At 65.2% G+C, this 26,989-nt stretch carries 23 protein-coding genes; 10 read left to right on the top strand and 13 right to left on the bottom strand.

The window, feature by feature from the left end:
- Positions 1-21 precede the first annotated feature (21 nt).
- From ACH196_RS13050 to ACH196_RS13040, 3 genes are read left to right on the top strand one after another with little or no spacing between them, the layout of a single operon-like run.
- Positions 22-1,032: an ABC transporter permease gene (locus ACH196_RS13050; RefSeq protein ID WP_396647332.1), complete on the top strand. Its 1,011-nt coding sequence runs from the start codon at positions 22-24 to the stop codon at positions 1,030-1,032.
- Positions 1,029-2,003 (top strand): ABC transporter permease, encoded by a 975-nt coding sequence (locus ACH196_RS13045; RefSeq protein WP_396647331.1) that lies wholly within the window; start codon positions 1,029-1,031, stop codon positions 2,001-2,003. The genes ACH196_RS13050 and ACH196_RS13045 overlap by 4 nt, the downstream gene beginning before the upstream one ends.
- A gap of 11 nt (positions 2,004-2,014) precedes the next feature.
- Complete coding sequence (locus tag ACH196_RS13040; RefSeq protein ID WP_396647330.1) at positions 2,015-2,896, top strand: SMP-30/gluconolactonase/LRE family protein; 882 nt, start codon at positions 2,015-2,017, stop codon at positions 2,894-2,896.
- 356 nt (positions 2,897-3,252) lie between these two features.
- On the opposite strand, the gene ACH196_RS13035 is transcribed toward ACH196_RS13040, so the two are convergent.
- From ACH196_RS13035 to ACH196_RS12990, 10 genes are all read right to left on the bottom strand, one after another.
- Positions 3,253-4,398 carry an extracellular solute-binding protein gene (locus ACH196_RS13035; protein WP_396647329.1) on the bottom strand — a complete coding sequence of 382 codons (1,146 nt, stop codon included), beginning with the start codon at positions 4,396-4,398 and terminating at the stop codon, positions 3,253-3,255.
- A gap of 47 nt (positions 4,399-4,445) precedes the next feature.
- Positions 4,446-5,309, bottom strand: coding sequence for an ABC transporter permease (locus tag ACH196_RS13030; protein ID WP_396647328.1), 864 nt, complete (start codon positions 5,307-5,309; stop codon positions 4,446-4,448).
- A complete protein-coding gene (locus tag ACH196_RS13025; RefSeq protein WP_396647363.1) occupies positions 5,306-6,154 on the bottom strand; it encodes an ABC transporter permease in 849 nt (282 codons plus the stop codon). Before ACH196_RS13025 ends, ACH196_RS13030 begins: the two co-directional genes overlap by 4 nt.
- 5 nt (positions 6,155-6,159) lie before the next feature.
- Positions 6,160-7,197 carry an ABC transporter ATP-binding protein gene (locus tag ACH196_RS13020; protein WP_396647327.1) on the bottom strand — a complete coding sequence of 346 codons (1,038 nt, stop codon included), beginning with the start codon at positions 7,195-7,197 and terminating at the stop codon, positions 6,160-6,162.
- Between the two features lie 326 nt (positions 7,198-7,523).
- Positions 7,524-9,074 (bottom strand): alkaline phosphatase family protein, encoded by a 1,551-nt coding sequence (locus tag ACH196_RS13015; RefSeq protein ID WP_396647326.1) that lies wholly within the window; start codon positions 9,072-9,074, stop codon positions 7,524-7,526.
- A gap of 107 nt (positions 9,075-9,181) precedes the next feature.
- Complete coding sequence (locus ACH196_RS13010; protein ID WP_396647325.1) at positions 9,182-10,483, bottom strand: iron-containing alcohol dehydrogenase; 1,302 nt, start codon at positions 10,481-10,483, stop codon at positions 9,182-9,184.
- A 15-nt stretch (positions 10,484-10,498) separates the two neighbouring features.
- On the bottom strand, positions 10,499-11,170 hold the full coding sequence (locus ACH196_RS13005) for a class II aldolase/adducin family protein (protein WP_396647324.1): 672 nt from the start codon (positions 11,168-11,170) through the stop codon (positions 10,499-10,501).
- A 247-nt stretch (positions 11,171-11,417) separates the two neighbouring features.
- A complete protein-coding gene (locus ACH196_RS13000) occupies positions 11,418-12,863 on the bottom strand; it encodes an FGGY family carbohydrate kinase (RefSeq protein WP_396647323.1) in 1,446 nt (481 codons plus the stop codon).
- The gene (locus tag ACH196_RS12995) at positions 12,860-14,101 is read right to left on the bottom strand and encodes an FAD-dependent oxidoreductase (protein WP_396647322.1); all 1,242 of its coding nucleotides are present in this window, start codon (positions 14,099-14,101) and stop codon (positions 12,860-12,862) included. The genes ACH196_RS13000 and ACH196_RS12995 overlap by 4 nt, the downstream gene beginning before the upstream one ends.
- Positions 14,098-15,531: an NAD(P)/FAD-dependent oxidoreductase gene (locus tag ACH196_RS12990; RefSeq protein WP_396647321.1), complete on the bottom strand. Its 1,434-nt coding sequence runs from the start codon at positions 15,529-15,531 to the stop codon at positions 14,098-14,100. The genes ACH196_RS12995 and ACH196_RS12990 overlap by 4 nt, the downstream gene beginning before the upstream one ends.
- 77 nt (positions 15,532-15,608) lie before the next feature.
- Between ACH196_RS12990 and ACH196_RS12985 the strand changes: the two genes are divergently transcribed.
- From ACH196_RS12985 to ACH196_RS12955, 7 genes are all read left to right on the top strand, one after another.
- Positions 15,609-16,382: a DeoR/GlpR family DNA-binding transcription regulator gene (locus ACH196_RS12985; protein ID WP_396647320.1), complete on the top strand. Its 774-nt coding sequence runs from the start codon at positions 15,609-15,611 to the stop codon at positions 16,380-16,382.
- Between the two features lie 157 nt (positions 16,383-16,539).
- Positions 16,540-18,537, top strand: coding sequence for an ABC transporter substrate-binding protein (locus ACH196_RS12980; RefSeq protein WP_396647319.1), 1,998 nt, complete (start codon positions 16,540-16,542; stop codon positions 18,535-18,537).
- Positions 18,538-18,612: 75 nt separating this feature from the next.
- A complete protein-coding gene (locus tag ACH196_RS12975; protein ID WP_396647318.1) occupies positions 18,613-19,596 on the top strand; it encodes an ABC transporter permease in 984 nt (327 codons plus the stop codon).
- Positions 19,597-19,601: 5 nt separating this feature from the next.
- On the top strand, positions 19,602-20,741 hold the full coding sequence (locus ACH196_RS12970) for an ABC transporter permease (RefSeq protein ID WP_396647317.1): 1,140 nt from the start codon (positions 19,602-19,604) through the stop codon (positions 20,739-20,741).
- Positions 20,741-21,760: an ABC transporter ATP-binding protein gene (locus ACH196_RS12965; RefSeq protein ID WP_396647316.1), complete on the top strand. Its 1,020-nt coding sequence runs from the start codon at positions 20,741-20,743 to the stop codon at positions 21,758-21,760. The genes ACH196_RS12970 and ACH196_RS12965 overlap by 1 nt, the downstream gene beginning before the upstream one ends.
- Positions 21,757-22,866, top strand: a complete 1,110-nt coding sequence (locus ACH196_RS12960) for an ABC transporter ATP-binding protein (RefSeq protein WP_396647315.1) — start codon at positions 21,757-21,759, stop codon at positions 22,864-22,866. Before ACH196_RS12965 ends, ACH196_RS12960 begins: the two co-directional genes overlap by 4 nt.
- Before the next feature lie 529 nt (positions 22,867-23,395).
- The gene (locus ACH196_RS12955; protein ID WP_396647314.1) at positions 23,396-24,268 is read left to right on the top strand and encodes a hypothetical protein; all 873 of its coding nucleotides are present in this window, start codon (positions 23,396-23,398) and stop codon (positions 24,266-24,268) included.
- Positions 24,269-24,557: 289 nt separating this feature from the next.
- Here ACH196_RS12955 and ACH196_RS12950 read toward each other — a convergent pair whose 3' ends face one another.
- From ACH196_RS12950 to ACH196_RS12940, 3 genes are read right to left on the bottom strand one after another with little or no spacing between them, the layout of a single operon-like run.
- On the bottom strand, positions 24,558-25,340 hold the full coding sequence (locus tag ACH196_RS12950) for a DeoR/GlpR family DNA-binding transcription regulator (protein ID WP_396647313.1): 783 nt from the start codon (positions 25,338-25,340) through the stop codon (positions 24,558-24,560).
- Entirely contained in the window at positions 25,322-25,528 is a 207-nt protein-coding gene (locus ACH196_RS12945; RefSeq protein ID WP_396647312.1) for a hypothetical protein, read from the bottom strand. The genes ACH196_RS12950 and ACH196_RS12945 overlap by 19 nt, the downstream gene beginning before the upstream one ends.
- A complete protein-coding gene (locus ACH196_RS12940; RefSeq protein ID WP_396647311.1) occupies positions 25,525-26,988 on the bottom strand; it encodes an FGGY-family carbohydrate kinase in 1,464 nt (487 codons plus the stop codon). Before ACH196_RS12940 ends, ACH196_RS12945 begins: the two co-directional genes overlap by 4 nt.
- Position 26,989: the final 1 nt, after the last annotated feature.

Here is a 26,989-nt window from a genome sequence, read left to right as displayed (position 1 = left end):
GACGTCCGGCAGCGAGGCGCCATGACCCTACTCGCCGAAAAAGCGCTCCCGCAGGCCACCACTGAAAGCTCTACGCGAGACTGGCGCGGCTGGGCGCTCGACCGCGCGCCGTTCCTCGTCGCCTGCCTGATGCTTCTGGTCATCGTCGGCGTCTATGGCTCCTACCAGACCGGCGTGTTCACCCTCGACGAACTCAACCTCGACACGTCGGCGGCCATGACGTTGATGCTGGCCGCCACCGGCCAAACCATTGTGCTGCTGCGCGGCGGCATCGACCTCTCCATCGGCGGCATGATCAGCCTGGGCACCGTGATCGCGGCGACGCGTTTCACCGACGATCCGGCGACCGTGCTGTTCTGGTCGCTCTTCGTGCTGGCGCTGGGAGCGGCCATCGGCGCGCTCAACGGCCTGTTGATCTCGGTGCTCAAGCTCCAGCCCTTTCTGGTCACGCTGGCGACCTGGTCGATCCTCAACGGCACGGCGATGATCATCCTGCCCACCGATGGCGGCAGCGTGCCGGGCTGGTGGCTGGGCTTCGGCTATTTGACGCTGTTCGGCCTCTCCAGCCCGGTGTGGATGCTGCTTTTGCTGCTCCTGTTCTGGTGGTGGTTCCGCTGGACGCGGCTCGGCATCACCATCCAGGCGACCGGCTCGAACGAGAAATCCGCCTTCCTGTCCGGCGTGTCGATCACCCGCATCAACATCCTCACCTATGGGCTGTCCGGCCTGTTCGCTGCGGGCGCGGCGCTCTACCTCACCACCCAGACCGGCGCCGGCTCGCCCACCATCGGCAAGGACTATATCCTGCCGTCCGTCGCGGCGGCGGTGATCGGCGGCGTCAGCCTTTTCGGCGGGCGGGGGCATCTGGCGGGCACGCTGGTTGGTGCCTTCATCCTCACCCTGATCGGCAATCTGGTGTTCGTGCTCAAAATCTCCAGCTACTGGCAGCCGGTCGCCTCGGGCGTCATCCTGCTGCTTTCGGTGCTGGCCAGCTCGCTTGCCGAAAAGGCGGCGCGCGGGAGGTCGGCATGAGTTCCTTCCTCGCCCGCAACCGGCTGATCCTGCTTGCCTATGCCGGCATGGTGCTGCTGCTCGTCGTCACCGCGCTGTTCTCGCCTGGTTTCCTCTCGGCCTCCAACATGCGCTCGACCATCGTGCTGGCAGCCTTCGTCGGCATCGTCGCGCTCGGCCAGACTTTTGTCATTATCGGCGGCGGCATCGACCTGTCGGTGCCCTGGGTGCTGAATTCGGCGGCGATCATCATGGCGCTGCTCTGCGCCGGCCAGGATTTGCCGCTGGTCTGGGTCGCGCCGCTGGTGCTCGCTGCCGGCGCCATGATCGGCCTGATCAACGGCCTCGGCGTCGCGCAGTTCGGCGTGCCGCCGATCATCATGACGCTCGCCACCAACGTCATCCTGCAGGGCCTGATCCTGGTCGTCACCGGCGGCTCGCCCAGCCCGGCGGCACCTGCTGTGATCAAATTCCTGTCGGTCGGCAGGCTTGGGCCGATCCCGGTCATCGCCGTGATCTGGCTGGCGCTAACGCTGATCGCCACGCTGCTGCTCTCCAAGGCGGCGTTCGGCCGTCACCTCTACGCGCTCGGCACCAGCGCCACGGTCGCGGAATTCTCCGGCGTTGCGACGGCGCGCACGACCGTGCTCACCTACGTCATTTCCGGCACCACGGCGGCACTCGCCGGCATGCTGCTCACCGGCTATTCGGGCGTCGCCTATCTCGGCATGGGCGATGCCTATCTGTTCACCTCCATCGCCGCGGTGGCGATCGGCGGCGCATCCATCCTCGGCGGCAGTGGCCACTATCTCGGCACGGTGGCCGGCGCCATGGTGCTGACCATCCTGACCGGGCTGCTGCCCGCGCTCAACCTGTCGAGCGGCGCGCTGCTGGTCGTCTACGGCGCGGTCATCCTGATCACCGTTTCGCTTGGCAGCGAGGCATTCGCCGGCCTCGCCGGCACGCTGCGCAGATCCACCCGCAAGACATGAGGGGCTGAAGAATGGTCGAGATCACCTGCGTTGTCGATGCGAAAGCCGAACTCGGCGAAGGCACGCTGTGGGACCCGAAGGCCGGCGTGCTCTGGTGGATCGACATCTGGAGCAGGCACATCCACCGCTACGATCCGGCGACCGGCCGCAACGACACCTTCGAGACCCCTGAATATTTGGGCTGCATTGGCCTGCGCGAGAAGGGCGGGCTGGTGCTCACCATGACCGACGGCTTTCACTTCTTCGACCCCGACACAGGCACGTTCGAGGCGATCGCCGACCCGGAAGCCGACATGCCGGACACCCGCTTCAACGACGGCAAGCCGGACCGGCAGGGCCGCTTCTGGTCGGGCTCGATGTTCGAGGTGCCGGGCCGCAAGGTCGAGTTCGTCGGCTCGCTTTACCGCATGGATGCCGACCTTTCGGTACACAGGATGATCGAGGGCGTCGGATGCTCGAATGGCCTCGCCTTCAGCCCCGACAGCAAGACCATGTATTTCTCCGACAGCTATTCCGGCCGCGTCGATGCCTACGATTTCGATCCGATCACGGGCGACATCGAGAACCGCCGCACCTTCATCGACATGACGGTCACCGGCGGCGTCGCCGACGGCGCGACCGTCGACGCCGAGGGCTGCTACTGGGTCACCATCCCGGTCACGTCAAAAGTCTGCCGCTACGATCCCGACGGAAAACTGATGCAGACCGTGGTGCTGCCCACCGACCTGCCGACCTGCTGCGAGTTCGGAGGCACGGATCTTGACGTGCTCTACGTCACCACAGCCGTGCTGAAACGGCCCGCCGAGCATTTCGCCGGCCAGAAGAACCCTGGCGGCCTGTTCGCGCTGGACGTGGGCGTGAAGGGGCTGACGCTGCCGGCGTTCAAGGGGTGAGGTCGTCGGCGTCGATCGGACGCGCTATCGAAACGGGACGACGATGCTGGCAATCGTGCGAAACAGCCTGTTCAGGCGAGCGGATTCGCCTTGACCGTCTGCGCCGCCCCTCACTGTCCTGTCGGACATCTCTCCCCGTAAACGGGGAGAGAGACGCCGTCCGCATCGGTTTCGCCAATCACCAACCTTGGAGATTGGCGAAAACGGCGAAGCTTGGTCTCTCTCCCCGTTTACGGGGAGAGATGTCCGACAGGACAGTGAGGGGCGACGCAGACGGTCGAGGAAATGACCGTTGACATGATATATGAGTCACCCAAGTCGAGCCGCAAGATTGACCCGGCTTCGGTCGGCTAAACCTACTTCTGCAGCACCTCCGCCACGAACTGCTGGATGAAATACCCCTTGTAGGCGCCCGGCAGCCACGGCCGGCCGTTCTTCTGCCGCTGCTCCTCCGGGATCAGCGCGTTCTCGCCCGAAACATCGACGCGCGCGAGGTAGCTGCCGATGGTGGCGTTGAGCTGCTTCTGCACGTCGGGCTCGATCAGGTAGGCGATGAACAGCATCGCCGCCGCCTTGTGTTTGGCGTTGGCGGGGATGCCGAGGCTGTCGCCGCCGCCCGGCATGCCGAGTTCAGGCACGTAGAGTTTCGCGCGCTTGAACAGCGTGCCCTTGGACAGCGAGACCGCCGTGTCGTCGTCCCAGGCGGCGGCCATCAGCACCTCGCCCTGGTTCACGCGGTCGATGGAATCGTTGTTCGACGCCGTGATGGTGAATTTTTCTTCATTGGCGTTGAACCACTCCCAGACCTTGCCCCAGTCGGCGACTTTTTCCTGCTTCATCTCGGTGTCGCCGGCATATTTGTCCTGATCGCCCAAGATATTGACGATCGCCGCCTGCACGAAAGCCTGGCCGGAGCCGCCCTTGGATGGGTCGTTGAAGGCGAACTGCGCGGGATTGGCGTCCAGCCAGGTCGTGAACTCGGCCCATGTCTGCGGCGGGGTCGGCACCTTCTCCGGGTCGTAGACGAAGCCGGTCTGGTTGCGGTAGACGGGGACGAGGTAGCCGTTGGTCGCATAGCCCTCCTGTTCCTTCGACAGTTTCGGATCGAGCTTGTCCGAGCCGGGGATGACGCCGACCAGCGGCCCATAGAGCGCCTTGGCGTCGAGCAGCGATTTCAGCTCCACGCCGCCAATCAGCAGCGCGTCGATGGTTCCCTCCGCGCTAGGGGCCTCCGACACCACCTTGCCGATGGTGGCGGTACGGTCGCCGGTGACGACGTCGACCTTGATGCCATACTTGGCCTCGAAATCCTTGGCGGCGGTGCGCCAGAATTCCTCGCCCCACCAGGCATAGAAGGTGGCTTGCCCCTCCGCCTTGGCCGCCTCGACAACCTTGTCCCATGGCGTCTTCAACAGATCATCCGCAGCGGAAGCCGGGTGGAAAGTGCTCAAGAGGCCGGCGAGCCCCATGATCGCCGATAGGAATACACGTCTGGTCGTCATGACATTCGTCTCCCTGGTTGCGGTCGGCGCCTCGGCGCGTCCCGATGTCAAAGTTTTCCGAAAGCCGACGAGAGATACTCCGTCTTCAGGTAGCGTTCGGCGATGAGAAGAAGCGCGATGCTGGGCACCATCAGCACGATGGACACCACGGCGGCGTTGGTGCGCACAAAATGGTAGCCGAGATAATCGAACAGCACAGTCGGTATGGTCTGGAAGGTCGGCGTGCCGATCACGAAGGTGAGGTTGAATTCTTCCAGGCTGGTGATGAAGGTGAACACCGACCCCGCCATCAGGCCTGGCAGCACCATCGGCACCAGTATGTGGCGCACCAGTTCCAGCCGGCCGGCACCGAGGTTGCGTGCGGCGTCGATGACATCCTGCGGGATCGCCTCGAAGGCAGTTGCCAAAATCCGCAGCATATAGGGCATCGAGAGCAGCGTGTGGCCAAGCACGAGGCCGAGAAAGGTCTGCGCCAGCCCGAAGGTCTGGAAAGTGCGGCTCAGGAACATGGCGATCACCATCGCCGGCAGCACAATCGGCAGCAGGATCAGCAGCCGCAGCGCCTCCTTGCCGGGAAAGGACAGCCGGCCGATGGCATAGGCGGTGGGCAGCGACAGGATGAAGGAGAGCAGCGTCACCACCGGCGCCAGGATAAAGCTGGTCGCCATCGCCTTGCCGATCTCGGAGAAGGTGAAGACGTATTCCCACTGCGCCAGCGAAAAGCTCGGGGGCAGCACGGCCGGCGGCGACCACGGGTCGTCCGGGTTCACCAGCGACCACATGACGGCCATAAACAGCGGCACCGCCGTCCAGACCAGCAGCAGCGCCACGATCAGGCCGACGAGGAAGCCTTTCAGGCCGATCCGGCGACGCCTGTAAGGCGGCGGAATGGTGAGAGCCATGTCGGTCATCGGCCGATCTCTGCCACGGCGCGGGCTGCACGCGCATAGATGGCGACGAACAGCAGCGAGGCGAAGGTGATGACCACGCCGATACAGGCGGCCGCGCCCCATTGCTGCAGCGTGAAGGCTTCCGTGTACATCAGCACCGACAGCGACGAGGGATAGACAGGGCCGGCCACCTTAGTGATCGCGTAGTCGCCGAAGGTCAGGATGAACACCAGCACGACCGCGATCAGGATGCCCGGCGCCGACAGCGGCAGGATGACGTGCCGGATCACCCGCCAGGGGCTGGCGCCGAGATTGCGCGCCGCGTCCTCGATGTCGGTCTGGATCGATTCCAGCGTCGCCGACAGGATCAGCAACTGGAACGGCAGGTTCTTCCATATCTGGATGATGAGAACGTTCCAGCCGAACTTGTCGTTCAGCATGCGCAGCGGACGGTCGATGATGCCGAGGCCGAGCAGGGTGCTGTTGAGAATACCGTGGAAGGCCAGAACGTTGAGGATGAGGAACGCCGCAACCAGCGCCGGCACGAACAGCGGGATTTTGATGATCGAGCCGATTAACTGCGTGCCGAAGCGGCGGCGGCGCAGAAACAGCGCCAGCGGATAGGAGAAGATCAGAGTTCCGAAGGCGCTGCCGACACCAACCTTCAGCGAGAACAGGAAGGAATCGATGAAGGTGCGATCGGCGAGCGAAAGCCAATGCTCAAAAGTCAGTTTTGACTCGCCGACCAGCGAATAGAGCCCGACGCTTTGCAGCACGGTCATGGCGATCGCCGCGGCGAGAAACAGGAAGATGAAGCCGGCGCCCGGCAGGATCAGCAGCAAAAGCGTGAGCCGGTCGGTCCGCATGGCGCTCACTCGACCACCCGCACGCGGTCCGAGGGCACCGCGAAATCGAGCATGTCGCCCTCGCGTCCCCTGAAGCCTGTATCGACCTGGGCGCGCAACTGCTGGCCGGCCGCGTCGAGCACAAGTTCGATGAAACTGCCGCAGAAGACTACGCCGCGCACCCTGGCACCGACGATGTTGGCCTCCGCGCCGGGGACAGCGACCCGCATGTCCTCCGGCCGCCAGCTTATCTTGACCGGTCCACCGGCGAGTTTCCGCTCCGGCCCAACCGAAAACCGGCCAATTGGCGTGGTGACGAGGTGGTCGCCAGCGGCCGTGCCCAAGACGATGTTGGCAGCGCCGAGAAAGTCGGCGACGAAGCTGGTGAGCGGCGACCGGTAGAGCGCCTCCGGCGCCCCCACCTGCTCGATCCGACCCTTGTTCATCACCACGATGCGGTCGGAGATCGCCAGCGCCTCGACCTGGTCGTGGGTGACATAGAGCGTGGTGACGCCAAGCCGTTTCTGCAATTCGCGGATTTCCAGACGCACTTTTTCGCGCAGTTTTGCATCCAAGTTCGATAGCGGCTCGTCGAACAGCAAAATGTCCGGCTGGGTGACGATGGCGCGCGCAAGCGCCACCCGCTGCTGCTGGCCGCCGGAAAGCTGTCCGGGACGGCGCGCCTCAAGGCCGCGCAGGCTGACCGTTTCGATCGCCTCGCCGATGCGGCGGGTCTGCTCGACCGCCGGGATCTTTCGCATCTTCAAGCCGAAGGCGATGTTCTCGGCGACCGTCATGTGCGGGAACAGCGCGTAACTCTGGAACACCATGGCGGTGTTGCGCCGATGCGGCGGCACGTCGTTCATGCGCCGCTCGCCGAACAGTATGTCGCCGCTGTCCGGCGCCATGAAGCCGGCAACCATGCGCAGCGTCGTCGTCTTGCCGCAGCCGGAAGGCCCGAGCAGCGTCACCAGCTCGCCCTTGGCTATGTCGAGGTCGACGCCGTCCACGGCGGTGAACCCGCCATAGTGACGAACGACGTTGCGGAGGCGCAAGCCGCTCACGGCTGGAAAACCGGCCTTGCCGGCGCGCGCGTGAAAGCAGGAGCGGATACCGGTCCTGCTACGACCTCGGTTACTTCCACTCCATCATGCGGCATGCGGAAATCCTCAGAAGACCATCGCTTCGAACCCGTCGTTCGGGCGTATCGCATACATTGTTGACTCTACAACATTTATGACAGAATCGACACATAGTAGTTCAAATTTTTGCGCTTCGATGAAGCAGATGCCTCAAGGAAACCAAGTTTCAGTCTTGGCGCTTCAAAGCCCAGCGCGCGGAAAGGACGCTAGAGGCTCGGAGGCAACCCATGGCGGCTCTCGAACGCGCGTCACTCCCGCGAGAACAGACCGCCCTCACCCAGATGCATGTTGGTCATCGTCCGCTCCGCCGAGGTCAGCCGCCAGTCCAGCATCTTTTGCGCATATTTCAGCATGACGGATGCGTAGGCGGGATCGGTGGCCAGGTTGGTCGTCTCGTGCGGATCGGCCTCCAGGTCGAACAGCAGCGGCGGCAAGGCCGCGAAATGTATGTATTTGAACCGCTTGTCGCGGACGACCGCGTAGCAACACTGATCGGACGTGATGCCGAGCATGGTTTCCGGCCGCTGCAGCCGCACATCGCGAAAATCCTGCTCGAAATAGACGGCGTCGCGCCAGTCAGCCGGCTGTTCGCCGCGCAGGAACGGCATCAGTGATGCGCCGTCGCAGGTGCGCGGCACTTTCAGGCCGATCCACTCGAGCACGGTCGGCATGATGTCGATCGCCTGCGTCAGCGCCTCGACCTGGGTGCCGCGCGTGGCATTCGCCTCGGGGCGCGGATCGCGGACGACCAGAGGCAGATGGAACGACTGGTCGAAATAGATCTCCTTGCCCCAGACAAAATGCTCGCCCAGCATCTCGGCGTGGTCGCTGGTGACGATGATCAGTGTGCGGTCATATTGGCCGGTCGTCTTCAGATGCTCGACGATGCGGCCGAGATGGAAATCGACCTCGTTGACCAGTCCGTAATAGGTCGCCCGCATCTGGCGGATTTCCAGCTCGTCGGTGGTCACGATGTTGAGCGGGGTGTGCTCGTCATAGGCGCCGACGCGGTTCAGCCGGCTGATCTCGTAGGCCAGCATCGGATGCTGCGCCGCCTCGGCCTCGTGCGTCGCGGCGCGATGCGGAAACGCGACGTCGGCGGGGTGTACCGCCGCGTTGTAGGGCTCTGGCGCGATCAGCGGCGGATGCGGCCGGAAGAACACGAAATGTGCGAACCACGGTTTCTGCTCGCGCACCAGCAGCCATTTCAGGAACTCGTCAGTGAGATAGGCGGTCTCGCTTTCCTCCGCCGGAAACTCTGTCGGAATATAGCGAAAACCCCTGTCCGCCGGCTTTTCAAAATCCTTCTTCGGACGAAACACGTCGTCGCGGCCATTGGGGAAATCGTAGCCCTTCCGGATGAGTTCGGCGACCCAGTCGCCCATGTCCTCCGGCAAATGGAGGGGCGCGCGAAAACCAGGCAGCACACCCTCGTCATAGGCGGTCAGCGCCGGATCGTTCGGGTGTTTTCCGCGCGGATCGACCGAGTTGTCGGTGTAGCCGAACAACGACGGGTCGTATCCCGCCTTGCGCGCCTCCAGCGCGATGTTGGTGTGGCGGGCGTCCAGCGGCGTGCCGTTCTTGCCCGAGCGGTGGTTCATCAGATAGAGGCCGGTCAAGAGGCTGGTGCGCGACGGGCCGCAGGGGGTGCACTGGCCGAAATGGTTGCGGAACAACACGCCCTCGCGCGCCAGCGCGTCGAGGTTTGGCGTCTTCACGTTGGGATGTCCGAGCGAGGAGATGCAATCGGCCCGCCATTGGTCGGCGCAGATCAGAAGAATGTTCGGCTTTTCGCTCATGTCGCCCCTTGTTCCTCCCGGCTGCCGCCGCACCATAGCCCGGACCGCGCCGCGCAAGGATGCCCTGCCCTCATGTCAGGCATGATGCAACGGCCCGATGTCCACAATCAAATTGCGCCGATCGCGCCTTCCAGCCTGCCGGCATTCGCGGCGAGGTCGAGGAACGTATAGCGGTTGCGGATTTCGCGGCACCTCAGCAATGCGCCGTCATAGAATTTGCGCGGAAGATGGATCGCTTCCGGCGTCAGGTCCGCGCCCGCCGCCTTCAGCACGCCGGTCAGGTAGGACGATTTCAAGAGCACGCCTGCGATACGCTCGCGCATGTCGTGCCAGCGCTCGGCGAGCCGCGCGTTCAGCGCTTCCGCCTTGCGGCTGTCGATGCGTTTTCCCTGGAATTCCGCCCAGCACGAGGCCCCGAGCTCGTCGCCATAGCGCGCCTTGAAGCCCGCCTCGGTCTCGGTGTCCGGCCAGATCACAGGCGTCTCCTCCAGCATGCGCTCTTGCAGGCGCACCATCGACAGCGTCGTCACGCCCACCTGCTCGCCATGGTAGATCAGCGGCCGATTTCCGTCGGCGAACATGTCGATGTAGTGGCTGATCAGGTGCTCGCCTTGCGAGGCCGGCTGGCTGTTGCCGACGATCGCCGTGCCGAAGCCCGCAAGCACCAGCGTGTTCACCAGCCGCTCCATGACCTGCAAGTCGCCCGCCATGAGCGCCGCCGCATTGTCGAACAGCGGACCCTCGTCGTCCTCCAGAAGTTCGTAGGGAAGCTCGCGGAACGGCAGGCCATGCAGCAGGTGCGCCAGCAGCCAGTCCGCTTGCGCCGTGGTGCGGCAGAGGCTGTCGCCCAGCCCGGCGCGGATGAGCCGCGCCGGCGCGGCCGAGAGCACGGAAAGATCGAAGAACACGCCCGCCGCCGCCTGCGCCGGGAGCGACATCTTGTGGCCGTGCTTGGTGATTGCCGCGTTGAGGGAGGTGTAGCCGTTCATCGAGGGGGCAGTGGCGAAGATCGCGTAGGGCTTGCCGTCCAGCGCGCTCGCATATTTGCAGAGGTCGTTGATCGTTCCTGCACCGACCGCGACGATCGCATCGGCGCCGGCTGTCTCGTGCCGGATCTTTTCGGCTGTCACATCATCAGGATATGGCGGCTCTCGAAACACGACGCCCTGCACGGTGTGCCGGCCTTCCAGTGCCGCCTCGACCCTGCCGCCGAGCACCGCGTGTGTCGTGCGGTCGCTGACCACCGCGACCCTTTTGCCGAAGCCAAGCCCCGCGACGAGGTCGGCTTCCACACCGGCCAGCGACGGTTTGATCACCAGCGACTTCGTCGCGACGCCAACCGTCTTTCCGGTGTCGGGATCGACATACGCTCCCTCAAGCAGCCGCTCGATCTTCTTTGCCCCGTCCATGATTGTCCCCGCCCCTCAGCAGCAGCTTGGCATGATGCGGCGCGTCCCGTCGTCGCCCTGCCCATAACTCTTGAACCGCTCCGCCACCCGCGCGATTTCTTCATCCGGCAGCACGTAGGGCACGCCGACCTGCAGCGCATGCCAGTATTGCGAAGCGAGCGCCTCGATCTCGACCGCCAGCCAGGCGGCCCGCTTGAGGTTCGGACCGATGGCCACCATTCCGTGATTGGCGAGAAGGCAGGCAAACCGGTCCTGCAAGGCGCCGAGGATCAGATCGGCAAGCTCCTGTGTGCCCCAGGTGACATAAGGCACGCAGGGCACGGTCGGCCCACCGGCTACCGCCATCATGTAATGCACCGCCGGAATCTCCCGCCGCAGCATCGACAGCGAGGTGCAGAAACGCGAATGCAGGTGGATGACAGCGCCGACCTCCGGCTTCTTCTCCATGATGTCGCGGTGGAAACGCCATTCGGTCGAAGGTTTTCGTAGGCCGACATGCGAGGCGTCGATATGCATGGTGACGATGTCTTCCGGCACCATTTCGGGATAGGGAACGCCAGACGGGGTGATGAGAAACCCTTCTTCCACGCGCACGCTGATATTGCCCGCCGTACCCTGGTTGATGCCGCGATCGACCATGAAATTGCAGACCGCGATCATCTCCTGGCGAATTTCCAGATGTCTCATTGTCAGGCTGTCTCCAGGGGCCGTTTTGGGCAAAGGGTCGGGTAGATCGAGGCGGCCGCCATGCGACCGGCGACGCCAGAATTGATACAGTGGTTACTACCACACACTATGTTGAAGTTACAACATTCTATTGTGCGCAGGTTTGACATTTTCGAACAATTTCAAACTCTCAAACCTTCGTAGGCCAGGGACGCGGCGATAGTTGCCGCCGCATCCAGGATCGATCATCGCAGCCGCTTCTCAACCTTCATCGCCGCCAGCCTTTCGACCGGGAAAGCGCCTCGGCGAACCGGCCGCGCAGGGCAGCGGCAGCGCGGCCCTCGAACTCCGGTCGGATAGCCGCCAGCGGCAAGATGGACCCAGCCGCAGGTTCGGACAGGTCACGGCCGCCGGCAATCGCCTGAGCGAGATGCGCCGCGCCCAGCGCCGTCACCTCCGCTTCACCGCGCCCGATCAGGGGACGCCCTGATATGCCGGACAGGAACCGCATGAAATAGGCCGAGCGGGTCAGCCCGCCATCGACCGAGATCGCCGCGTCCCTGGCGAAGCCTAGCGTCTCGACGACTTCGGCGATGCGGAAGGCCACGCCTTCGAGCACCGCCTTGACCAGATCCTCGCGGCTGGTGGCCGTGTCCATGCCGATGAACAGGCCCGCCGCGCTGCGATCCCAGTGCGGGCAGGCAAGGCCGGCCAGCGCCGGCACGAAGAAGAGGTCGCGGCTCGCGGCGCTCGGTCCGGACAGCGCGCCGATCTCGTCAAGGCTAGCCAGCAGGCCAATCCGCATCAGCCATTCGACGGCCGCCGCCGCCGTATAGACGCCGCCATCCGCAGCATAGGCGCGGCCCTTCGCGGTCGGCCACGCCGCAGTTGGCACGATGCCATCGCCAAGCCCGACCGGCCGCTCGAAGCCGGTCAGCATCAGCGCGAAGGCCCCCGTTCCGACGGTGACCTTGCCCTCACCGGGAGAACGGCATCCGTGACCGTAAAGTGCCGCGACCTGATCGACCACCGAGGCCAGCAGCGGCAGCGGTCCGGATGGCGTCGTCACCATGCCGACCGGCTCGTCCCCGGCAACGATCTCCGGCAGCAGTTCCATGGGAACGCCGAACACATCGCAAAGCGCCGGGTCCCAGGCGTATCGATCCAAATTCATCAGCGACGTCCGCGAGGCGGTGGTGACGTCGGTGACGTAGCGCCCCGTCAGCCGCTCGATGAAAAAGCTGTCGGACGTGCCAAGTCCCAGCCGGCCGCGGCGCGCCAGTTCGGCGGCGCCCTCGACATGATCGAGCATCCAGCGCAGCTTGCTTGCCGAAAAATACGGATCGAGCGGCACGCCGCTCAGCGCCCGCACCGTTTCGCCTTTCCCGGCTTCGGCGAGTGCTGCGACCTCCGCCTCCGTGCGCTGATCCTGCCAGACGATGGCATTGGCGAGCGGCGCGCCACTGTCGCGGTCCCAGGCGACGACCGTTTCGCCCTGGTTGGCGAGGGCAACGCCCTTCGCTCCGCTCGCCGCGCCTTCGTTGATCAAGGCGCGGACGTTCTCCAGCAGTTCAGTTGCGTCATGCTCTACCCAGCCCGACCGGGGCAGGATCTGCCGATGCCTGACCGCGCCGACGGTCTCCTCCTCGCCGGCATCGCCAACGAGCAGGCCCTTAGTCGATGTCGTACCCTGGTCAATGGAGGCGACTTTCATGCCCGAGCCTCGAAGCCGATGCGGAGCTCGCCGACCCTTTCCAGATTCGGAAATTTGGGATCGAGCAAAATCCTGCGTTCCGGCATGACTGTCATCAGGCCCGAATTCCACGCGCGCGCACCATCGGCGGAAAGCGTGAAGCGTCCGCGCGCCGCCATTTTCACCCGCACCGCCAACCGCAACGGTCCGAGCGCAACCCCCGGCACGGTCAGGCAGGACGGCGTCGAGAAAGCGACCAAACCCTCGGCACGGATCGGCAAGCGGCGTTCGCCGAGCGGCGCGCCGCCAAGATGATCGTTGGCGATGGCCTCGCCCGCCAGCGCCCCCTCGCGCGCCGACCAGGCGGCGGTCTCGATGGGACGCAGCACGTTGCCGGCGGCATAGAGCCCGCGCTCGGCCAGACGCCAGAACTGATCGACGGCCGGCCCGCGCGTGCCCACGTCGCAAAGGTCCGGGCGGCGGCCGAGCAGAGAGGCTTCGGGCGTAAAGCATCCGGTGAAAATCACCGCGTCGCAGGCGACATCCTCGTTCCGGGCGGTCGCGTCCTCCAGCGTGACCGACGCCATCCGCCCTGCATCGTTGGGCGCCGCGTTGACGCGGACGACACGCGAACGGTAGCGGATCGGCGTGCCGAGCACGGCCCGCGCGAACAGGTCTGCGGGGCGGCGCGCGACGATGCGCTCGCCCGGCTCGACCATGGCGACCGCCCTGACGCCGGCGTCGCGCAGGCTGAGCAGCGCGGAGAACGAGACAAGCTCGGTGCCGACGATCAACGGCCGGCGGAACGGCAGGCATTTGCCCTCGGACAGGACGCGCTGCAGTGCGCCGGTGGTCAAGATGTTGCGCGGCCGGTCGCCGGACACCAGACGGGCGGCGCGCGGCGTCTCGCGGATGCCCGTGGCGAGCAGCAGCCGTTTTGGCCTGACCAGCACTTCGCCCTTATCGCCAGACAGCATCGTTTCCAGTTCCGGACCGATCGACGTGACGGTCGTCGAAGAAAATATCGTGCCCGGATCGACCAGCGAACGCCACCGCGCCGCGTAGGTGGGGCCTGACATCAGCCGGAAAAAATCGGTCAGCCCGAAGGTCGGATGCGGGCAGAAGCGCGGAATGCCGCCCGCTTCCGGTTCGCGGTCGACCACCACGACATTCCGCACCCCTCGCCGGTCCAGCGCGCGGGCGGCCGCCAGCCCCGCCGGCCCGCCGCCGACGATCAGCACATCCGGCTCCCGGTTCATGCCGCGGCGTCGGTCTTGCCAGCTTCGACGAGATGCGGCGCCAGCCGCGCCAGCGCGCCGGTGCAGCCAAAACCCTGGCAGCGGCCCATGGCGATGCGGGTGCGGCGCTTCAGCCCGCCCAAAGTACCGGCCGGCGCGGGACCGGAAAGGGCCGCGCTGACCTCGTTTTCGGTCACCCATTCGCAATGGCAGACGATGGGCGAGCGCCCGGCCTGCCGGTACGGCCGGGGAAGCGCTTCCGAGATCGGTGGCATGCGCGGCCAGTCGAGATCGTCGTCGGGTGGTGCGGGACGCACCTCGCCAAGGATGATCGAGCCCTGCTCGGCGGCCCATTCGCCGATGCCGAGCGAGGCCGACAGGCCGGTGGAGCGGATGCCGCCCACCGTCAGCCAGCCATTTTCGGCGTCGGCCTTCAGCACGTAATCGCGATGCTCCGTCGCAGGCCGCAAGGCGGCGAAGGTCGCCGTGACCGTCTGGCCGGCCAGCGCGGGCAGCATCGCTTCTCCCTCGGCCATGATGCGCCTCAGAACCGCTTCCTCGCAGGCAGCATGGATGCGGTCCTCCTGGTCCTCGGCGGTTGGCCCGAGCAGCAGATTGCCGAAGACGGTGCGGGTGATCAGCACGCCCTTGGTGCGCTCTGTCGGCACGCGCAGGATGATCGCCTTGGCAAGATCATGCGCCGGCTTGTCGTAGACCACGAACTGGCCCTTTCGCGGCCGGATGGTGAAGCCCGGCTGGCGGCCAGCCAGCGTCTCGATCCGGTCGCCGAACAGCCCGGCGGCGTTGACCACCAGCCGGGCCGCGACTTCGCCCTTTCCTGTTTCGATACGCCATGCGCCCTGCCTGCGCGAAAGGCCGGCCACTTCTGCGCCGGTCAAAAGTTCGGCGCCATGCATCATCGCCTGCCTGATGTAGCCAAGCGGTGCGCTCCACGGATCGATGATCGCTTCTTCCGGCACGTCAACCGCGCCCAGCGCCCGTTCCGACAGCATCGACTCACGGCGGCGCAGCGCGGCGCGGTCGAGCACCGAAACGGCAACGCCGTTGGCTTGCGCGTGGGCCGCGATGCCAGCCAGTTTGCCCAGTTGCTCCTCATCCCATGCGACCACCAGCGCACCCGTCTCGACCAACGGCAGGTTCATGCGTCCGTGGATCCGGCGATAGGTCGCGCAGCCCGCCTTGATCAGTTTCAGCTCCATGCCGCCGGCCGGCTCGTCGAAACCGGTGTGCAGCAGCGCGCTGTTGCCCTTGCTGGCGCCCTCCAGAATGTCGCCGCCCTTCTCCAGAACGATCGCCTTCCAGCCGCGAATCGCTAGAGAACGCGCTATGGCACAGCCGACCACGCCGGCGCCGATGATGGCGACGTCGTAAGCCGCCGCATTCGAGGGTGGACGGGGAGCAGGCTGTTGGAGGGCGGCAGGCGAAGCCATGGAATGTACGCTACGTTTGACCGAATGGTCATTTTAATGTCACATTGTGACCGAACAGGCAATGGCGGTTTTGCACTATGAAACCTGAAGAACGTCGCGAGCGGATGGCCCTCCTGGTGAAGGAGGCCACCAAGATCAGTGTCGACGAACTCGCGACGCTGCTGGACACCTCGCGCGAAACGGTGCGGCGCGACCTGACGCTGCTTTCCGAACAGGGGTTGCTGCGAAAGGTCCATGGCGGTGCGGTGTTCATGCAGACTGCCCTCGAGAGCCCGCTCGGCGACCGCCGGGCGACGGCCCGCGGCGAGAAAATCGCTATCGGCCGCGCGGCGGCAGCGCTGTTCCGGCAAGGCGACAGCCTGCTGGTCGACGCCGGCTCGACCACTGCCTATTTCGCCGAATCCCTCAAGAATGCCGGCAGTTTCACGGTCATCACCAACTCCACGGTGGTGGCCTCGGAGATGTGGTCGGCGCCCTCGCCAAGCGAGGTATACCTGCTCGGCGGCCGCTATTTCGGCGACGGGCACGAGGTGCTCGGCCCACTCGTCGTCGACCAGATCCAGCGGCTGCATGCCGACCACGCGGTGCTGACCATTGGCGCGGTCGACCAGGGCGGCACCTTCATGGACTTCAACGCCGAGGAAGCCTTCATCGCGCGCGCCATGATCGCCAGCGCGCGCCATGTCACCGTGCTGGCCGACGGCAGTAAGCTCGGCCGGCATGCCCTGTTCCAAGTCTGCAAGGCCGACCGGGTGCACCGGCTGGTGACCGATCGCGCACCGGATGATGCGGTTGAGAACGCTCTGCGAGCCGCGGGTGTGGAGATTGTCATTGGGGAGCCGCGCGCATAGCGCCAATCCGTGACAGAGTCACGACATATGATGTGCTGGGTTCAACAAATATACGCCCGATCAGTCAATCTTGCGATTGACATGATGACCGTTTAGTCATTCTATTCCTTCATTCTCGCAATCGAGGCCTTCGACGCCGAAACCGGGGAGTGGAAGCATGACGCTTTTTAACCAGCGAAGAGCCGCGCTCGGCATCTCCGTCCTTACTCTCGCCTTGCTGAATTCCGCGGCAGCCTTCGCGGCCGCCTGCCCGACCGTTGCCGATCCGCAAAATCTCAAGGGCGCCTTCCCGCATCAGGTCGAGATCGACGAAGCGACCGCGGCCGGCGCAAAACTCGCCTTCACCGAAAACCCGCTGTTTGCCGACGACGTGAAATCAGGCAAGCTCAAGCCGGTGGGCGAGCGCCTGCCCGAACAGCCGCTGGTGGTCCTGCCCTATGTCGAATGCGGCAAGTATGGCGGCACGATCGAGGGCACCTCGCGCGCGCCGACCTCCGGAACTTCCGACATTCTGAGCTGGCGGCAGGCCGTGCTGGTGCGCATCTCGGACGATCTGCAGACCATCGTGCCGAATGTCGCCCGCTCCTGGAAATGGTCAGACGACCACAAGTCGATCACCTTCGAGTTGCGCAAGGGCCACAAATGGTCCGACGGTACGCCCTTCGGCGCCGACGACGTGGTCTTCTTCTTCGAGGACATCATCCAGAACAAGGACCTGAGCGCGGAGACGACGACCGAATGGGGCGTCAACGTGCATGCCAGGAAGATCGACGACCAGCATGTCGAGGTGTCGTTCGACGAGCCCTTCCCCGGCTTCCTGACCTACATGGCTACCAACGGCTCCTATTTCAGCACCTTCGCGCCGGCGCATTTCTTCAAGAAATTCCTGCCGAAATACAATCCGAAGGCGAACGAGGACGCCAAGGCCGCCGGCTTCGAGGATTGGAAGAAGTGGTTCGTCAATTACTACAACAAATACCATGACGACGCGACCGTATCGCCCGCCGCCCTCGAGGTGCCGACGCTGGAAGCCCACGTCATCGAGATCGCGCCCGACACCCAGCAGCGCGTGCTGAAGGCCAATCCCTATTATTTCAAGGTCGACAGTTCGGGGCAGCAGCTCCCCTATATTGACCGGGTGCGCGAGCGTTTCCTCAACGCGGACCTGCAGGTGCTGGCGGTCCTCAACGGCGAGGTCGACTTCAAGGCGCAGGGCAACGAGCTCAGCTCCTATCCGACCTTCAAGGAGAACGAGGCGAAGGGCGGCTTCACGGTGCTTCTGCCGCCCGGCTCGATCGGCAATGCGCTGGCCTTCAACATCACCCATGTCGATCCGAAGCTCAGGGCCGTCTATGGCGACCTGCGGTTCCGTCAGGCGATCAGCCACGCGATCAACCGCGAGGAAATGAACCAGGTCCTGTATTTCGGCCTGGGCAAACCCAGCCAGGCGCTGCCGGCGCAACTGCCCTTCGCCACCGAGGCCGACGCCAACTACATGATCGACTACGACGTCGCCAAGGCGAACGCCCTGCTCGACGAGATGGGCATGAAGCGCGGCGGCGACGGTTTCCGCACCTTCCCGGACGGCTTGCCCTTCACCATCCTGTGGGAATATTCGAGCCAGTTCGCCAATGCCGAATTCGTCAAGCTGATGACCGACTACTTCAAGGCGGTCGGCCTGAACGTCAATCCGAAGGAACTGACCAGCGAGGCGACGCGCGACAACGCCCGCACCAGCCGCTCAGACATCAACATGGAGTGGGACGTTCCCTACGAGCCGACGCTGATCGCCAATATCGGCCTCTATGTCCCCTACTATTCCGACCTGTCGCCGCTGTTCGGCGTGCAGTGGCGGGAATGGGACATGACCGGCGGCAAGCAGGGCGAGGAACCGCCGGCCTGGGCCAAGCGCATGTACGAGATCGCACGCGAGTGGAAGACGGTATTGCCCGGCACCGAACGTTATACCGAGCTCGGCAAGGAACTGATCAAGCTCAACCTCGAGAACATGACGATCATCGGCACGATCGGCGAACTGCCGAAGCCGGTCGTGGTCGGCAACCACCTGAAAAACGTCAAGACGGACATGAAGACGGTGCACTACAATTTCGGTTATCTTTATCCGTACCAGCCGGACACCTGGTTCAAGGAATAGCTTGACCAAGGCCGGGCTGCCGGAGCGCCGGGCACCGTTGAACCGACCTGGCATCCATCCAAGGCAGGGAGCGCGATGATCTCGTTTCTGTCACGCAGGCTTGCCTACACCGCCTTCACCCTGTTGCTGGTGTCGTTCGTTTCTTTCGTCATCATCCAGGCGGCGCCCGGCGACTATGCCGAGATCGTCGCGGCCCAGCGGGCGGCGACGGGCGCCATCATCAGCGCGGCGGACGTGCAGGCGGTGCGCGTCGAACTCGGGCTGGACAAGCCCTGGCACGAGCAATACTGGCGCTGGCTTTCCGGAGCGCTGCAGGGCGACTTCGGCTATAGCTGGCAGTGGCGGCGGCCGGTCGGCGAAGCAATCGGCGAGCGCATGCCGCTGACGCTGGCCATCGCCTTCTCCACGCTTCTCTTCATGTATGCCGTGTCGATCCCGATCGGCATCTATTCGGCCGTGCACCGTTATTCCTTCGGCGATCACGCATCCTCGCTGGTCGGCTATCTCGGCCTCGCCATTCCGAATTTCCTGTTGGCGCTGGTGCTGATGTATCTCGGCCAGAAATATTTCGGGCAGAGCGTCGGCGGCCTGTTTTCGCCGGAGTTCGCCAACGCCCCCTGGAGCTGGGCGCGGGTCAAAGATTTCCTCTCGCATCTGGTCATTCCGGTGCTGGTGCTGGGCACTGCCGGCACCGCCTATCTGATCCGCTCGATGCGCGCCGCCGTGCTCGACGAACTCGACAAGATGTATGTGCTCGCCGCCAAGGCCAGCGGCCTGTCGCCGATGCAGTTGCTGATCCGCTATCCCGTGCGCATGGCGCTCAATCCGATCGCCGCGACGCTCGGCTGGCGGCTCACCTACGTCATCTCCGGCGCGCCGATCGTCGGTTACGTGCTGGCGCTGCCCGACACCGGCCCGCTTTTCCTCAACGCGCTGCTCAATCAGGACATGTACCTCGCCGGCGCGCTGATCTTCCTCTATTGCCTGCTCACGATCATCGGCACCTTCGTTTCCGACCTCCTGCTCGTGCTGCTCGATCCGCGCATCCGGCTGGAGTGACGGCGATGTCTCTGCTTGAAGGCCTTGCGCCCTCCCGTTTCCTCTTCCGCCGCAAACCCTACCGGCCGGATCTCGCCAGCCAGTGGCAGCTGATGTGGTGGAAATTCCGCCGCCACAAGATGGCCATGGTCGGCATGGCGCTGCTCGGCATGTTCCTGGCGATGACGCTGTTTGCCGAGACGATCAGCCCCTATCCGCCTGGCCAGCGCAATCCGCAGTATGTCGCCGGCGCGCCGATGCTGCCGCGTTTCGTCGACGAGACCGGCGCCATTCACATGCGGCCCTTCGTCTACGGCAGCAAGGCCGTGCGCGACATGGTCACGCTGCGTATGACGCACCAGGTCGACACGTCGAAGAAATGGCCGATCCGCTTCTTCGTGCGAGGCGCGCCCTACCGGCTGCTCGGCGTCATCCGGACCGACATCCATCTGTTCGGAACGGACGAGGGTTTCATCCATCTCTTCGGTACGGATTTCACCGGGCTCGACCTGTTCTCTCGCTCCGTCCACGCGACGCGCGCCTCGCTCGCGGTCGCGTTTGTCGGCGTCACCGTCTCGTTCGTGCTCGGCGCCGCGATCGGCGGCATAGCCGGCTATTTCGGCGGGCGCATCGACAATTTCATCATGCGGCTGATCGAGTTCATCCGCTCTATCCCCACGCTGCCGCTGTGGCTGGCGCTGGCGGCGCTGATGCCGCGCGACTGGGGACCGCTCGCCACCTATCTCGCCATCACCACAATCCTGGCGCTGCTCGGCTGGACGTGGCTGGCGCGCACCGTGCGCAGCAAGCTGCTCGCCACCCGGCACGAGGATTTCGTGCTCGCTGCGCGGCTGTCCGGCTGCTCGGACGCGAGCATCATCCGCCGCCACCTTCTGCCGTCCTTCCTGAGCTACCTGATCGTCGACGCCTCGATCGCCTTCCCGGAAATCCTGCTGGCAGAAACCTCGCTGTCCTTCCTTGGCCTCGGCCTGCGCGAGCCCGTCGAAAGCTGGGGCGTACTGCTTTTCGCCGCGCAAAGCATCCGCGCCATCGACCAGGCGCCGTGGCTGATGATCCCCGGCGTCTTCGTCATCATCGCCGTGCTCGCCTTCAACTTCGTCGGCGACGGCCTGCGCGATGCCGCCGACCCCTATTCAAAGTTATGATGATCACACCCATAGAAGCTCCAATCCTCTCCGTGCGCGGCCTGTCGATCGCGCTGGACACCCGCGACGGCAGTTCCGTGCCGATCACCCAGGACGTCTCCTTCGACATCGCGCGCGGCGAGGTGCTGGCGCTTGTTGGCGAAAGCGGCTCGGGCAAGAGCGTTACGGCGTTGGCGCTGATGCAACTGCTCGGCGCCAACCTGAAGGTCGCACGCGGCGAGATCGCCTTGCAGACAAACGACGGATTCCGCGCCGACGTGGCGAAACTCGGCACGCACGGCAAAGGCATCGAGGCGATCCGCGGCGCCCGCATGGGCATGATCTTCCAGGAGCCGATGAGCTCCTTTTCGCCCATTCACACGATCGGCCAGCAGATCGCCGAAGTGGTGACCGTGCACGAAGACGTTGGCCGCAAGGCGGCGCGGGCGCGGGCTGCCGAACTTCTCGCCAAGGTCGGCATCCCCGATCCCGTCGGCGCGCTCGACCGGTATCCGTCGGAGTTCTCCGGCGGCATGCGCCAGCGCGCCATGATCGCCAGGGCGCTCATCTGCGGGCCGAGCCTGCTCATCGCCGACGAGCCGACCACCGCGCTCGACGTCACCATCCAGGGCCAGATTCTCGAACTGCTGCGCAGCCTGCAGCGCGACCTCGGCATGGCGATCCTGTTCATCACCCACGATCTCGGCATCGTCGCCCAGATGGCAGACCGGGTGGCCGTCATGTATTCCGGCCGCATCATCGAGAGCGCCCCGGTGCGCGACATCTTTCGCAAGCCCGCGCATCCCTATACGCGGGCGCTGCTCGACGCGGTTCCGCGCCTCGGCGACATCGATCGCGGCCGCCGCATCCGCCCCATCGCCGGCTCGGTGCCCAACATTTTTGACGTTCCCCCCGGCTGCCGCTTCCATCCGCGCTGCCCGGTCGCGGTGCTGCCGCGCTGCGCCGAGTTGCAGCCGCCACGCCACGCCGCCGGCCGCCACGAGGTCGAATGCGTCCACGGTGAGAAGGTTTTGGCATGACGACCGAAACAGCGCCCAATCCGGTCTCGCCCGAAATTTCGGCCGCATCGCCTCTTCTCAGGGTCAAAAACCTGTCGGTACGTTTCCCCACTCGCACCAAGGGTTTTTTCGCGAAGCCGGCCGGCTATGTCAGCGCCGTCGAAGACGTGTCGTTCGAGATCGCGCGCGGCGAGACGCTCGGGCTGGTTGGCGAAAGCGGCTCGGGCAAGACGACGCTCGGCCTGGCGGTGCTGCGCGGCGTCGAGCCGACCGCCGGCACGGTCGAGCTTTCGGCGGGCGGCGGCACACTGAACGTCACCAGCCTCGACAAGCAGGCGCTACGCCGCTCGCGCCACCACATGCAGATGATCTTTCAGGACCCCTATGCGTCGCTGAACCCACGCATGACGGTGCGCGACATCATCTCCGAACCGCTGATCGCCGGCGCCGGCGACTGGGGAAAACTGTCGCGCAAGGAGATCGACGATCGCGTGCTCAACATCGCGGTGAAATGCGGCCTGTCGAAGGACCAGTTGAAGCGTTTCCCGCATGCCTTTTCCGGCGGCCAGCGCCAGCGCATCGCGATTGCCCGCGCGCTGGTGCTCAATCCGGCCCTGGTGGTCTGCGACGAGCCGATCTCCTCGCTCGACGTGTCGATCCAAGCGCAGATCCTCAACCTGCTCGCCGCCCTGCAGGAAAGCCTCGGGCTGACCTACCTGTTCATCGCCCACGACCTCACCGCCGTCGCCTATGTCTGCAACCGGGTCGCGGTCATGTATCTCGGAAAAATCGTCGAGGTCGGTACCACAAAGCAGGTCTATTACACGCCAAGGCATCCCTACACCGAGGCGCTGATGTCGGCGGTGCCGGAGCCCGATCCGGACGCCCCGCGCCGGCCGATCCTGCTCACCGGCGAGCGCCCCGACGCCGCCAACCCGCCCTCCGGCTGCCGCTTCCGCACCCGCTGCGGCTACGCCACCGCTGCATGCGCGGAGCGCGTGCCGGAATTGCGAGAGACGGCCGACGGCCACATGGTCGCCTGCCACCATGCGGACCGGCTCAAACTCAGGGGAGCGCTGGATTTCGCGGGTTCGGAACGGCAGGAAGCGACCGATGCTCGCGTTTGATCGGCACATCTGCAACCGCAACGGCAAGGCAATCGCAGATGGGCGGCGCCGCGCTCCGTCCAACACCCCTCATCCGACCTCGCTTCGCTCGGCCGTCCTGCGGACCTCCCACAAGGGGAGAAGGTGTCGAGGCGGAGCCGAGACGGATGAGGGGTGCTGGACGGAGTGCGACGTCCGTGTCTGCGAACCCAGGGATGCTTTTCGCAGAGCCGCTTGAGGAAAGAGACGCCCGGTAGGCGGGTGGGGACGGCGCCGACAGTCAAGGACACTGATCATCAGCACAAATGGCGACCGCAGCACCAGCACTTTCCCGCCGCTTGACGGAGGATGAAAGCTTAAGCAGCCTCCGAAACGGGGAAGGAAGAAGCTATTCCGTTGTGAATTTTTTTATTTTCCGGAATCTCTCTCTTGTCTTTTCAATGCCTTGGCCGACCGCCTGCTGCCGCGCGCCAAGAATTTTTCGAGAGTTCATCCCCGCCCTCCCGATCGGTGCGATAATCCGTCCGCTTGTGCTGGAAAGGAGCTGGCGGTGGACTTGGTGGAAGGGAATGCGGCAATCGAGACTAACCGGGAGGCACTCAAGCGCATCCTCGCCATGCTCGTCGGAATGGCCGAGATGGCCGGCGGCGCGTCAACCCTCCCCCGCCATCTCTACCGCGTAATCCTGCGGCTGCTGCGTCCGGCCGAATCCGCCGCGCGGCGCCTCGTCATCGCGGCGGCGCAAGACATCGTCGTGACGCTCCCGCCGCTACGTCCGCGAAAGCCGAAACCAAAAATTTCCGACACGGTGGCCGCCATGCGCCGCCTCGGCCTCGCCGTCACCCTGTCGAAGCGGGACTTTGCCCGTTACGAAGCCGAGCGGAAAGCCGCCGAACGGCGCAACGCCAGGCCCCGAACCATGAGCCTGCCGCTGTTCGATCCCCAAAAGTATCCGTTCCGCGTCCGACGCGGCCATGGGCCGGCGCGCGGCGTACCGCGCATCTCGGTTCCCGGCTTCAGCGAACGGGCTCCGCTGCCGCCGCAGCCAAAGCCTCCGTCGCCGGACGATCCGATCGATGCGGCACGGCTCGGCCTGCGGCTGGCAGCGCTGGGCGCCGCCCTCGACGACCTGCCAAAACAGGCAAGGCGCTTTGCACACTGGAAGGCGCGCTGCGACGCGGCGGTCGCGGAAATGAGGCAGCTTGGCAGCGCCGTGGTGGTGCGCGGCAGGACGAAGCGCGGCACCATCCGGTTCCAGCGGACACGGCCGCTGTGGCTTGGCCGGCCGCCCGGCGGCCAGCTGTCGCCCTACGACCCGGATCCCCGGCACCGGAAGAACATCCGCGAGATCGACGAGATCCTGGCGCACGCCCATGCGCTGGCCCTGGACGCGCTGGAGCAGGCGCGCCCCGATACGTCCTGACGGCGGCAAACCGGATGTGAAAAGCGAAGGATTACCGGCCGGCGCGGATTTTTCCGCGGCGTGGCGGCGATAGGTGTTGTCCGCGAGGACCGTTGCTCATCCGTTGGCGAAGCTAGCCAGACTTGCTTGGTTGCCAACATTAGCGACTGGCTGAAGCAGACCATGAACGCCCACGATGAGACAGCCGCTGAAGCTACGCTTTCATATGTGCAAATCCACACAGGCACGAGGTGGCGACGACGAGATGAGGGACGGCGTCACGCCGGCTGTTTGCAGCACCAAGAGGCCGTCAGCGCCCCTCGAATACATGCAGTTCCGACCCGACCTGCTGCATCGCCTCGCGGAACCCGGCAGGCGGCTCGGCGTCGGTGACGACATCGGAAATGTCGCCGAGCTTGCAGACGCGCTGCAAGCTGGCGCGGCCGAATTTGTCGTGGGTGACGACCAGCACCGTCGACATGGCCTGGCCGATCATCGCCCGCTTCACGGCAACAGCACCCGAAATCATGTCGTTCGGACCATCCACCGTTATGCCGGAGGCGCCGATGATGGCGATGTCGGCATTGTAGCGGCTGACATATTCGACCGTGTCCTCGCCGAGCACGCTGCCTTCCCGATTGTCATAAGTGCCGGGGCAGAGGATCACGCGAAAAGTCGGATTGCCGCCGGAAACCGAGGCTATGCCGGTCGAATTGGTGATGATCGTCAGGTCGCGGCTGAACTGCGCCAGGTTGCGCGCCACCTCGTAGGTGGTCGAGCCGCCGTCGATCATCACGATCTGGCCCTTCTCGACCAGCCCGACCGTGCCGCGGCCGATGCGGGCGCGTTCCTCGACCAGGGTCAGGCCGCGCTCGGAGATCGCCGGTTCGCTGGTCACCAGCGAGATGGTGGCGCCGCCATAGGTTCGGTTGATCAGGCCGGCGTCGCCGAGTTCGATCAGGTCGCGGCGGATGGTCTCGCCGGCGACGCCGATACGCTTGGCGAGTTTCGAGATGCGGATGGCGGCCGAGGTTCTTATCTCGGAAAGGATCAGTTCGTGCCTCTCCTTCTTGGTCAGCCTGCCGTTGTCCATTCCTGCCCCTTTGCCGCGATCAGCATGTCCGCGAGTTCGGCGAATCCGTCCGCGCCTCGATGTTTAGCCACATAGGCCGGCGGCGCGGGCAAATCATCCCTGAAATCAAGCACATTAGCCACACCGACGCCGTTGGGGAAGAAGCCGAACATGAGGGAATCGTTGGGACTGTCGCCAACCATGGTCACGCGCCCTCGCTATAGAGGGGCGCCAGCGCCTCGAACAGCATCCGGTAGCGGCGATAGCAGCGGTCGTAGAGGTCGGCGCGCGTCGCGTCGGGCTCGATCGTTTCCAGTATGCGCGGCACCGCCGCCGCAGCCTCGGCGACGCTCGCGGCATTGCCTACGGCAACGGCGGCAAGGATGGCGGCGCCGATCGGCGACGTATCAGCGGCGTTCAGCACCTCGACCGGCCGGCGGCTGACATCGGCGCGGATCTGCGCCCAGATGCGGCTCTTCGCGCCGCCACCGCACAGGCGGATGCGGCCGGCGCCAACGCCCATCGCCTCCAGCCGGTCGACCACGTCGCGCATGGCGAAGGCGCAGCCTTCCAGCAGGGCGCGGGCGCAGGCCGCCCGGCCATGGGCAGGCGTCAGCCCGTAGAAAGCGCCGCGGGCACCGGCGATCCAGCGCGGCGCCATCGCGCCATTCAGTGCCGGCAGGAACAGCAGGTCGCTGCTTCCAGGCGCAGCACTCGCGGCCAGCGCCGAAAGCTCGGCTGGCGTGCCAACGCTGAAGGTCGACAGGAACCAGGTGACCGAACCGCCGGCCAGCCAGCCGGGATTGCCGAGATAATAGCGGCCGCCGACATAACCGTGGGTCTGCAACAGACCTTCACCATCGAGCTTGAGATCGTCCGACACCGCACCGATGACTTCCCCGGTGCCGAGGCTCACCGATACCGTGCCCGGCTCGACCACGCCGGCGCCGATGGCGTTGGTGAAATCGTCGCCGGTGCCGACCGCGACTGTTATACCGGCCGGCAGCCCAGTGAGTTCGGCCCCCGCCCGCGACAGCGTTCCGGCCGCGGAAGACGCCTCGCCGATCGCCGGCAGCTTTTCGGGCTCGACCTCGAACAGGTCGAGAAGGTCGTCGGCATAGTCACGTTCCTCGAGGCCGTAGAGCATGGTCGTCGAGGCGAGCGCATGGTCCATGACCGCCTCGCCGCACAATCTTTCGACTACAAACGATACCGGCTGGTGCCAGGTGCGGCAGGCCGCAGTCTCAGACAGGTTGCGTGTCATCCAGCGGATTTTTGCCGCCATATGCGAGGCGTCGAGCACCAGTCCGGTGCGCTCGCGCATGTGCCCGCCATCAAGCCCCGCCACCTCCGCCTCGGCCCGGCGGTCCATCCAGATGATGCACGGCGAAAGCACGCTGCCGTTCGCATCCACCGGCACGCAGCCGTCGAGCTGGCCGCTGACGGCGATGCCCTTGATGTCGCGCGGCTTCAGCTTGCTTGCTTCCAGCGCCTTGCGGATTGCAGGCCGCAGCGCGGCGAGCCACAGCGCCGGGTCCTGCTCCGCCCATCCCGGCTGCGGGAAACTTGGCTGATATGGCACGCCCGCCTCGCCGCGCAGCCTGAAGCGGTCGTCGACGACAATCGCCTTCAGACTTTGCGTGCCGAGGTCGACGCCAATAACCGCCACG

Origin of the sequence: Mesorhizobium sp. IMUNJ 23232, from assembly GCF_044326205.1 — a bacterium.
Classification (GTDB): Bacteria; Pseudomonadota; Alphaproteobacteria; order Rhizobiales; family Rhizobiaceae; genus Kumtagia.
Note: the sequence above shows the minus strand (reverse complement) of the source record. Positions and strands in the feature narration are given on the sequence as shown.

Coding starts and splice junctions, on each gene's coding strand:
- ACH196_RS13050 (WP_396647332.1), top strand. CDS start 22: ATGACCCTACTCGCCGAAAAAGCGCTCCCGCAGGCCACCACTGAAAGC.
- ACH196_RS13045 (WP_396647331.1), top strand. CDS start 1,029: ATGAGTTCCTTCCTCGCCCGCAACCGGCTGATCCTGCTTGCCTATGCC.
- ACH196_RS13040 (WP_396647330.1), top strand. CDS start 2,015: ATGGTCGAGATCACCTGCGTTGTCGATGCGAAAGCCGAACTCGGCGAA.
- ACH196_RS13035 (WP_396647329.1), bottom strand. CDS start 4,398: ATGACGACCAGACGTGTATTCCTATCGGCGATCATGGGGCTCGCCGGC.
- ACH196_RS13030 (WP_396647328.1), bottom strand. CDS start 5,309: ATGACCGACATGGCTCTCACCATTCCGCCGCCTTACAGGCGTCGCCGG.
- ACH196_RS13025 (WP_396647363.1), bottom strand. CDS start 6,154: ATGCGGACCGACCGGCTCACGCTTTTGCTGCTGATCCTGCCGGGCGCC.
- ACH196_RS13015 (WP_396647326.1), bottom strand. CDS start 9,074: ATGAGCGAAAAGCCGAACATTCTTCTGATCTGCGCCGACCAATGGCGG.
- ACH196_RS13010 (WP_396647325.1), bottom strand. CDS start 10,483: ATGGACGGGGCAAAGAAGATCGAGCGGCTGCTTGAGGGAGCGTATGTC.
- ACH196_RS13005 (WP_396647324.1), bottom strand. CDS start 11,170: ATGAGACATCTGGAAATTCGCCAGGAGATGATCGCGGTCTGCAATTTC.
- ACH196_RS13000 (WP_396647323.1), bottom strand. CDS start 12,863: ATGAAAGTCGCCTCCATTGACCAGGGTACGACATCGACTAAGGGCCTG.
- ACH196_RS12995 (WP_396647322.1), bottom strand. CDS start 14,101: ATGAACCGGGAGCCGGATGTGCTGATCGTCGGCGGCGGGCCGGCGGGG.
- ACH196_RS12990 (WP_396647321.1), bottom strand. CDS start 15,531: ATGGCTTCGCCTGCCGCCCTCCAACAGCCTGCTCCCCGTCCACCCTCG.
- ACH196_RS12985 (WP_396647320.1), top strand. CDS start 15,609: ATGAAACCTGAAGAACGTCGCGAGCGGATGGCCCTCCTGGTGAAGGAG.
- ACH196_RS12980 (WP_396647319.1), top strand. CDS start 16,540: ATGACGCTTTTTAACCAGCGAAGAGCCGCGCTCGGCATCTCCGTCCTT.
- ACH196_RS12975 (WP_396647318.1), top strand. CDS start 18,613: ATGATCTCGTTTCTGTCACGCAGGCTTGCCTACACCGCCTTCACCCTG.
- ACH196_RS12970 (WP_396647317.1), top strand. CDS start 19,602: ATGTCTCTGCTTGAAGGCCTTGCGCCCTCCCGTTTCCTCTTCCGCCGC.
- ACH196_RS12965 (WP_396647316.1), top strand. CDS start 20,741: ATGATCACACCCATAGAAGCTCCAATCCTCTCCGTGCGCGGCCTGTCG.
- ACH196_RS12960 (WP_396647315.1), top strand. CDS start 21,757: ATGACGACCGAAACAGCGCCCAATCCGGTCTCGCCCGAAATTTCGGCC.
- ACH196_RS12950 (WP_396647313.1), bottom strand. CDS start 25,340: ATGGACAACGGCAGGCTGACCAAGAAGGAGAGGCACGAACTGATCCTT.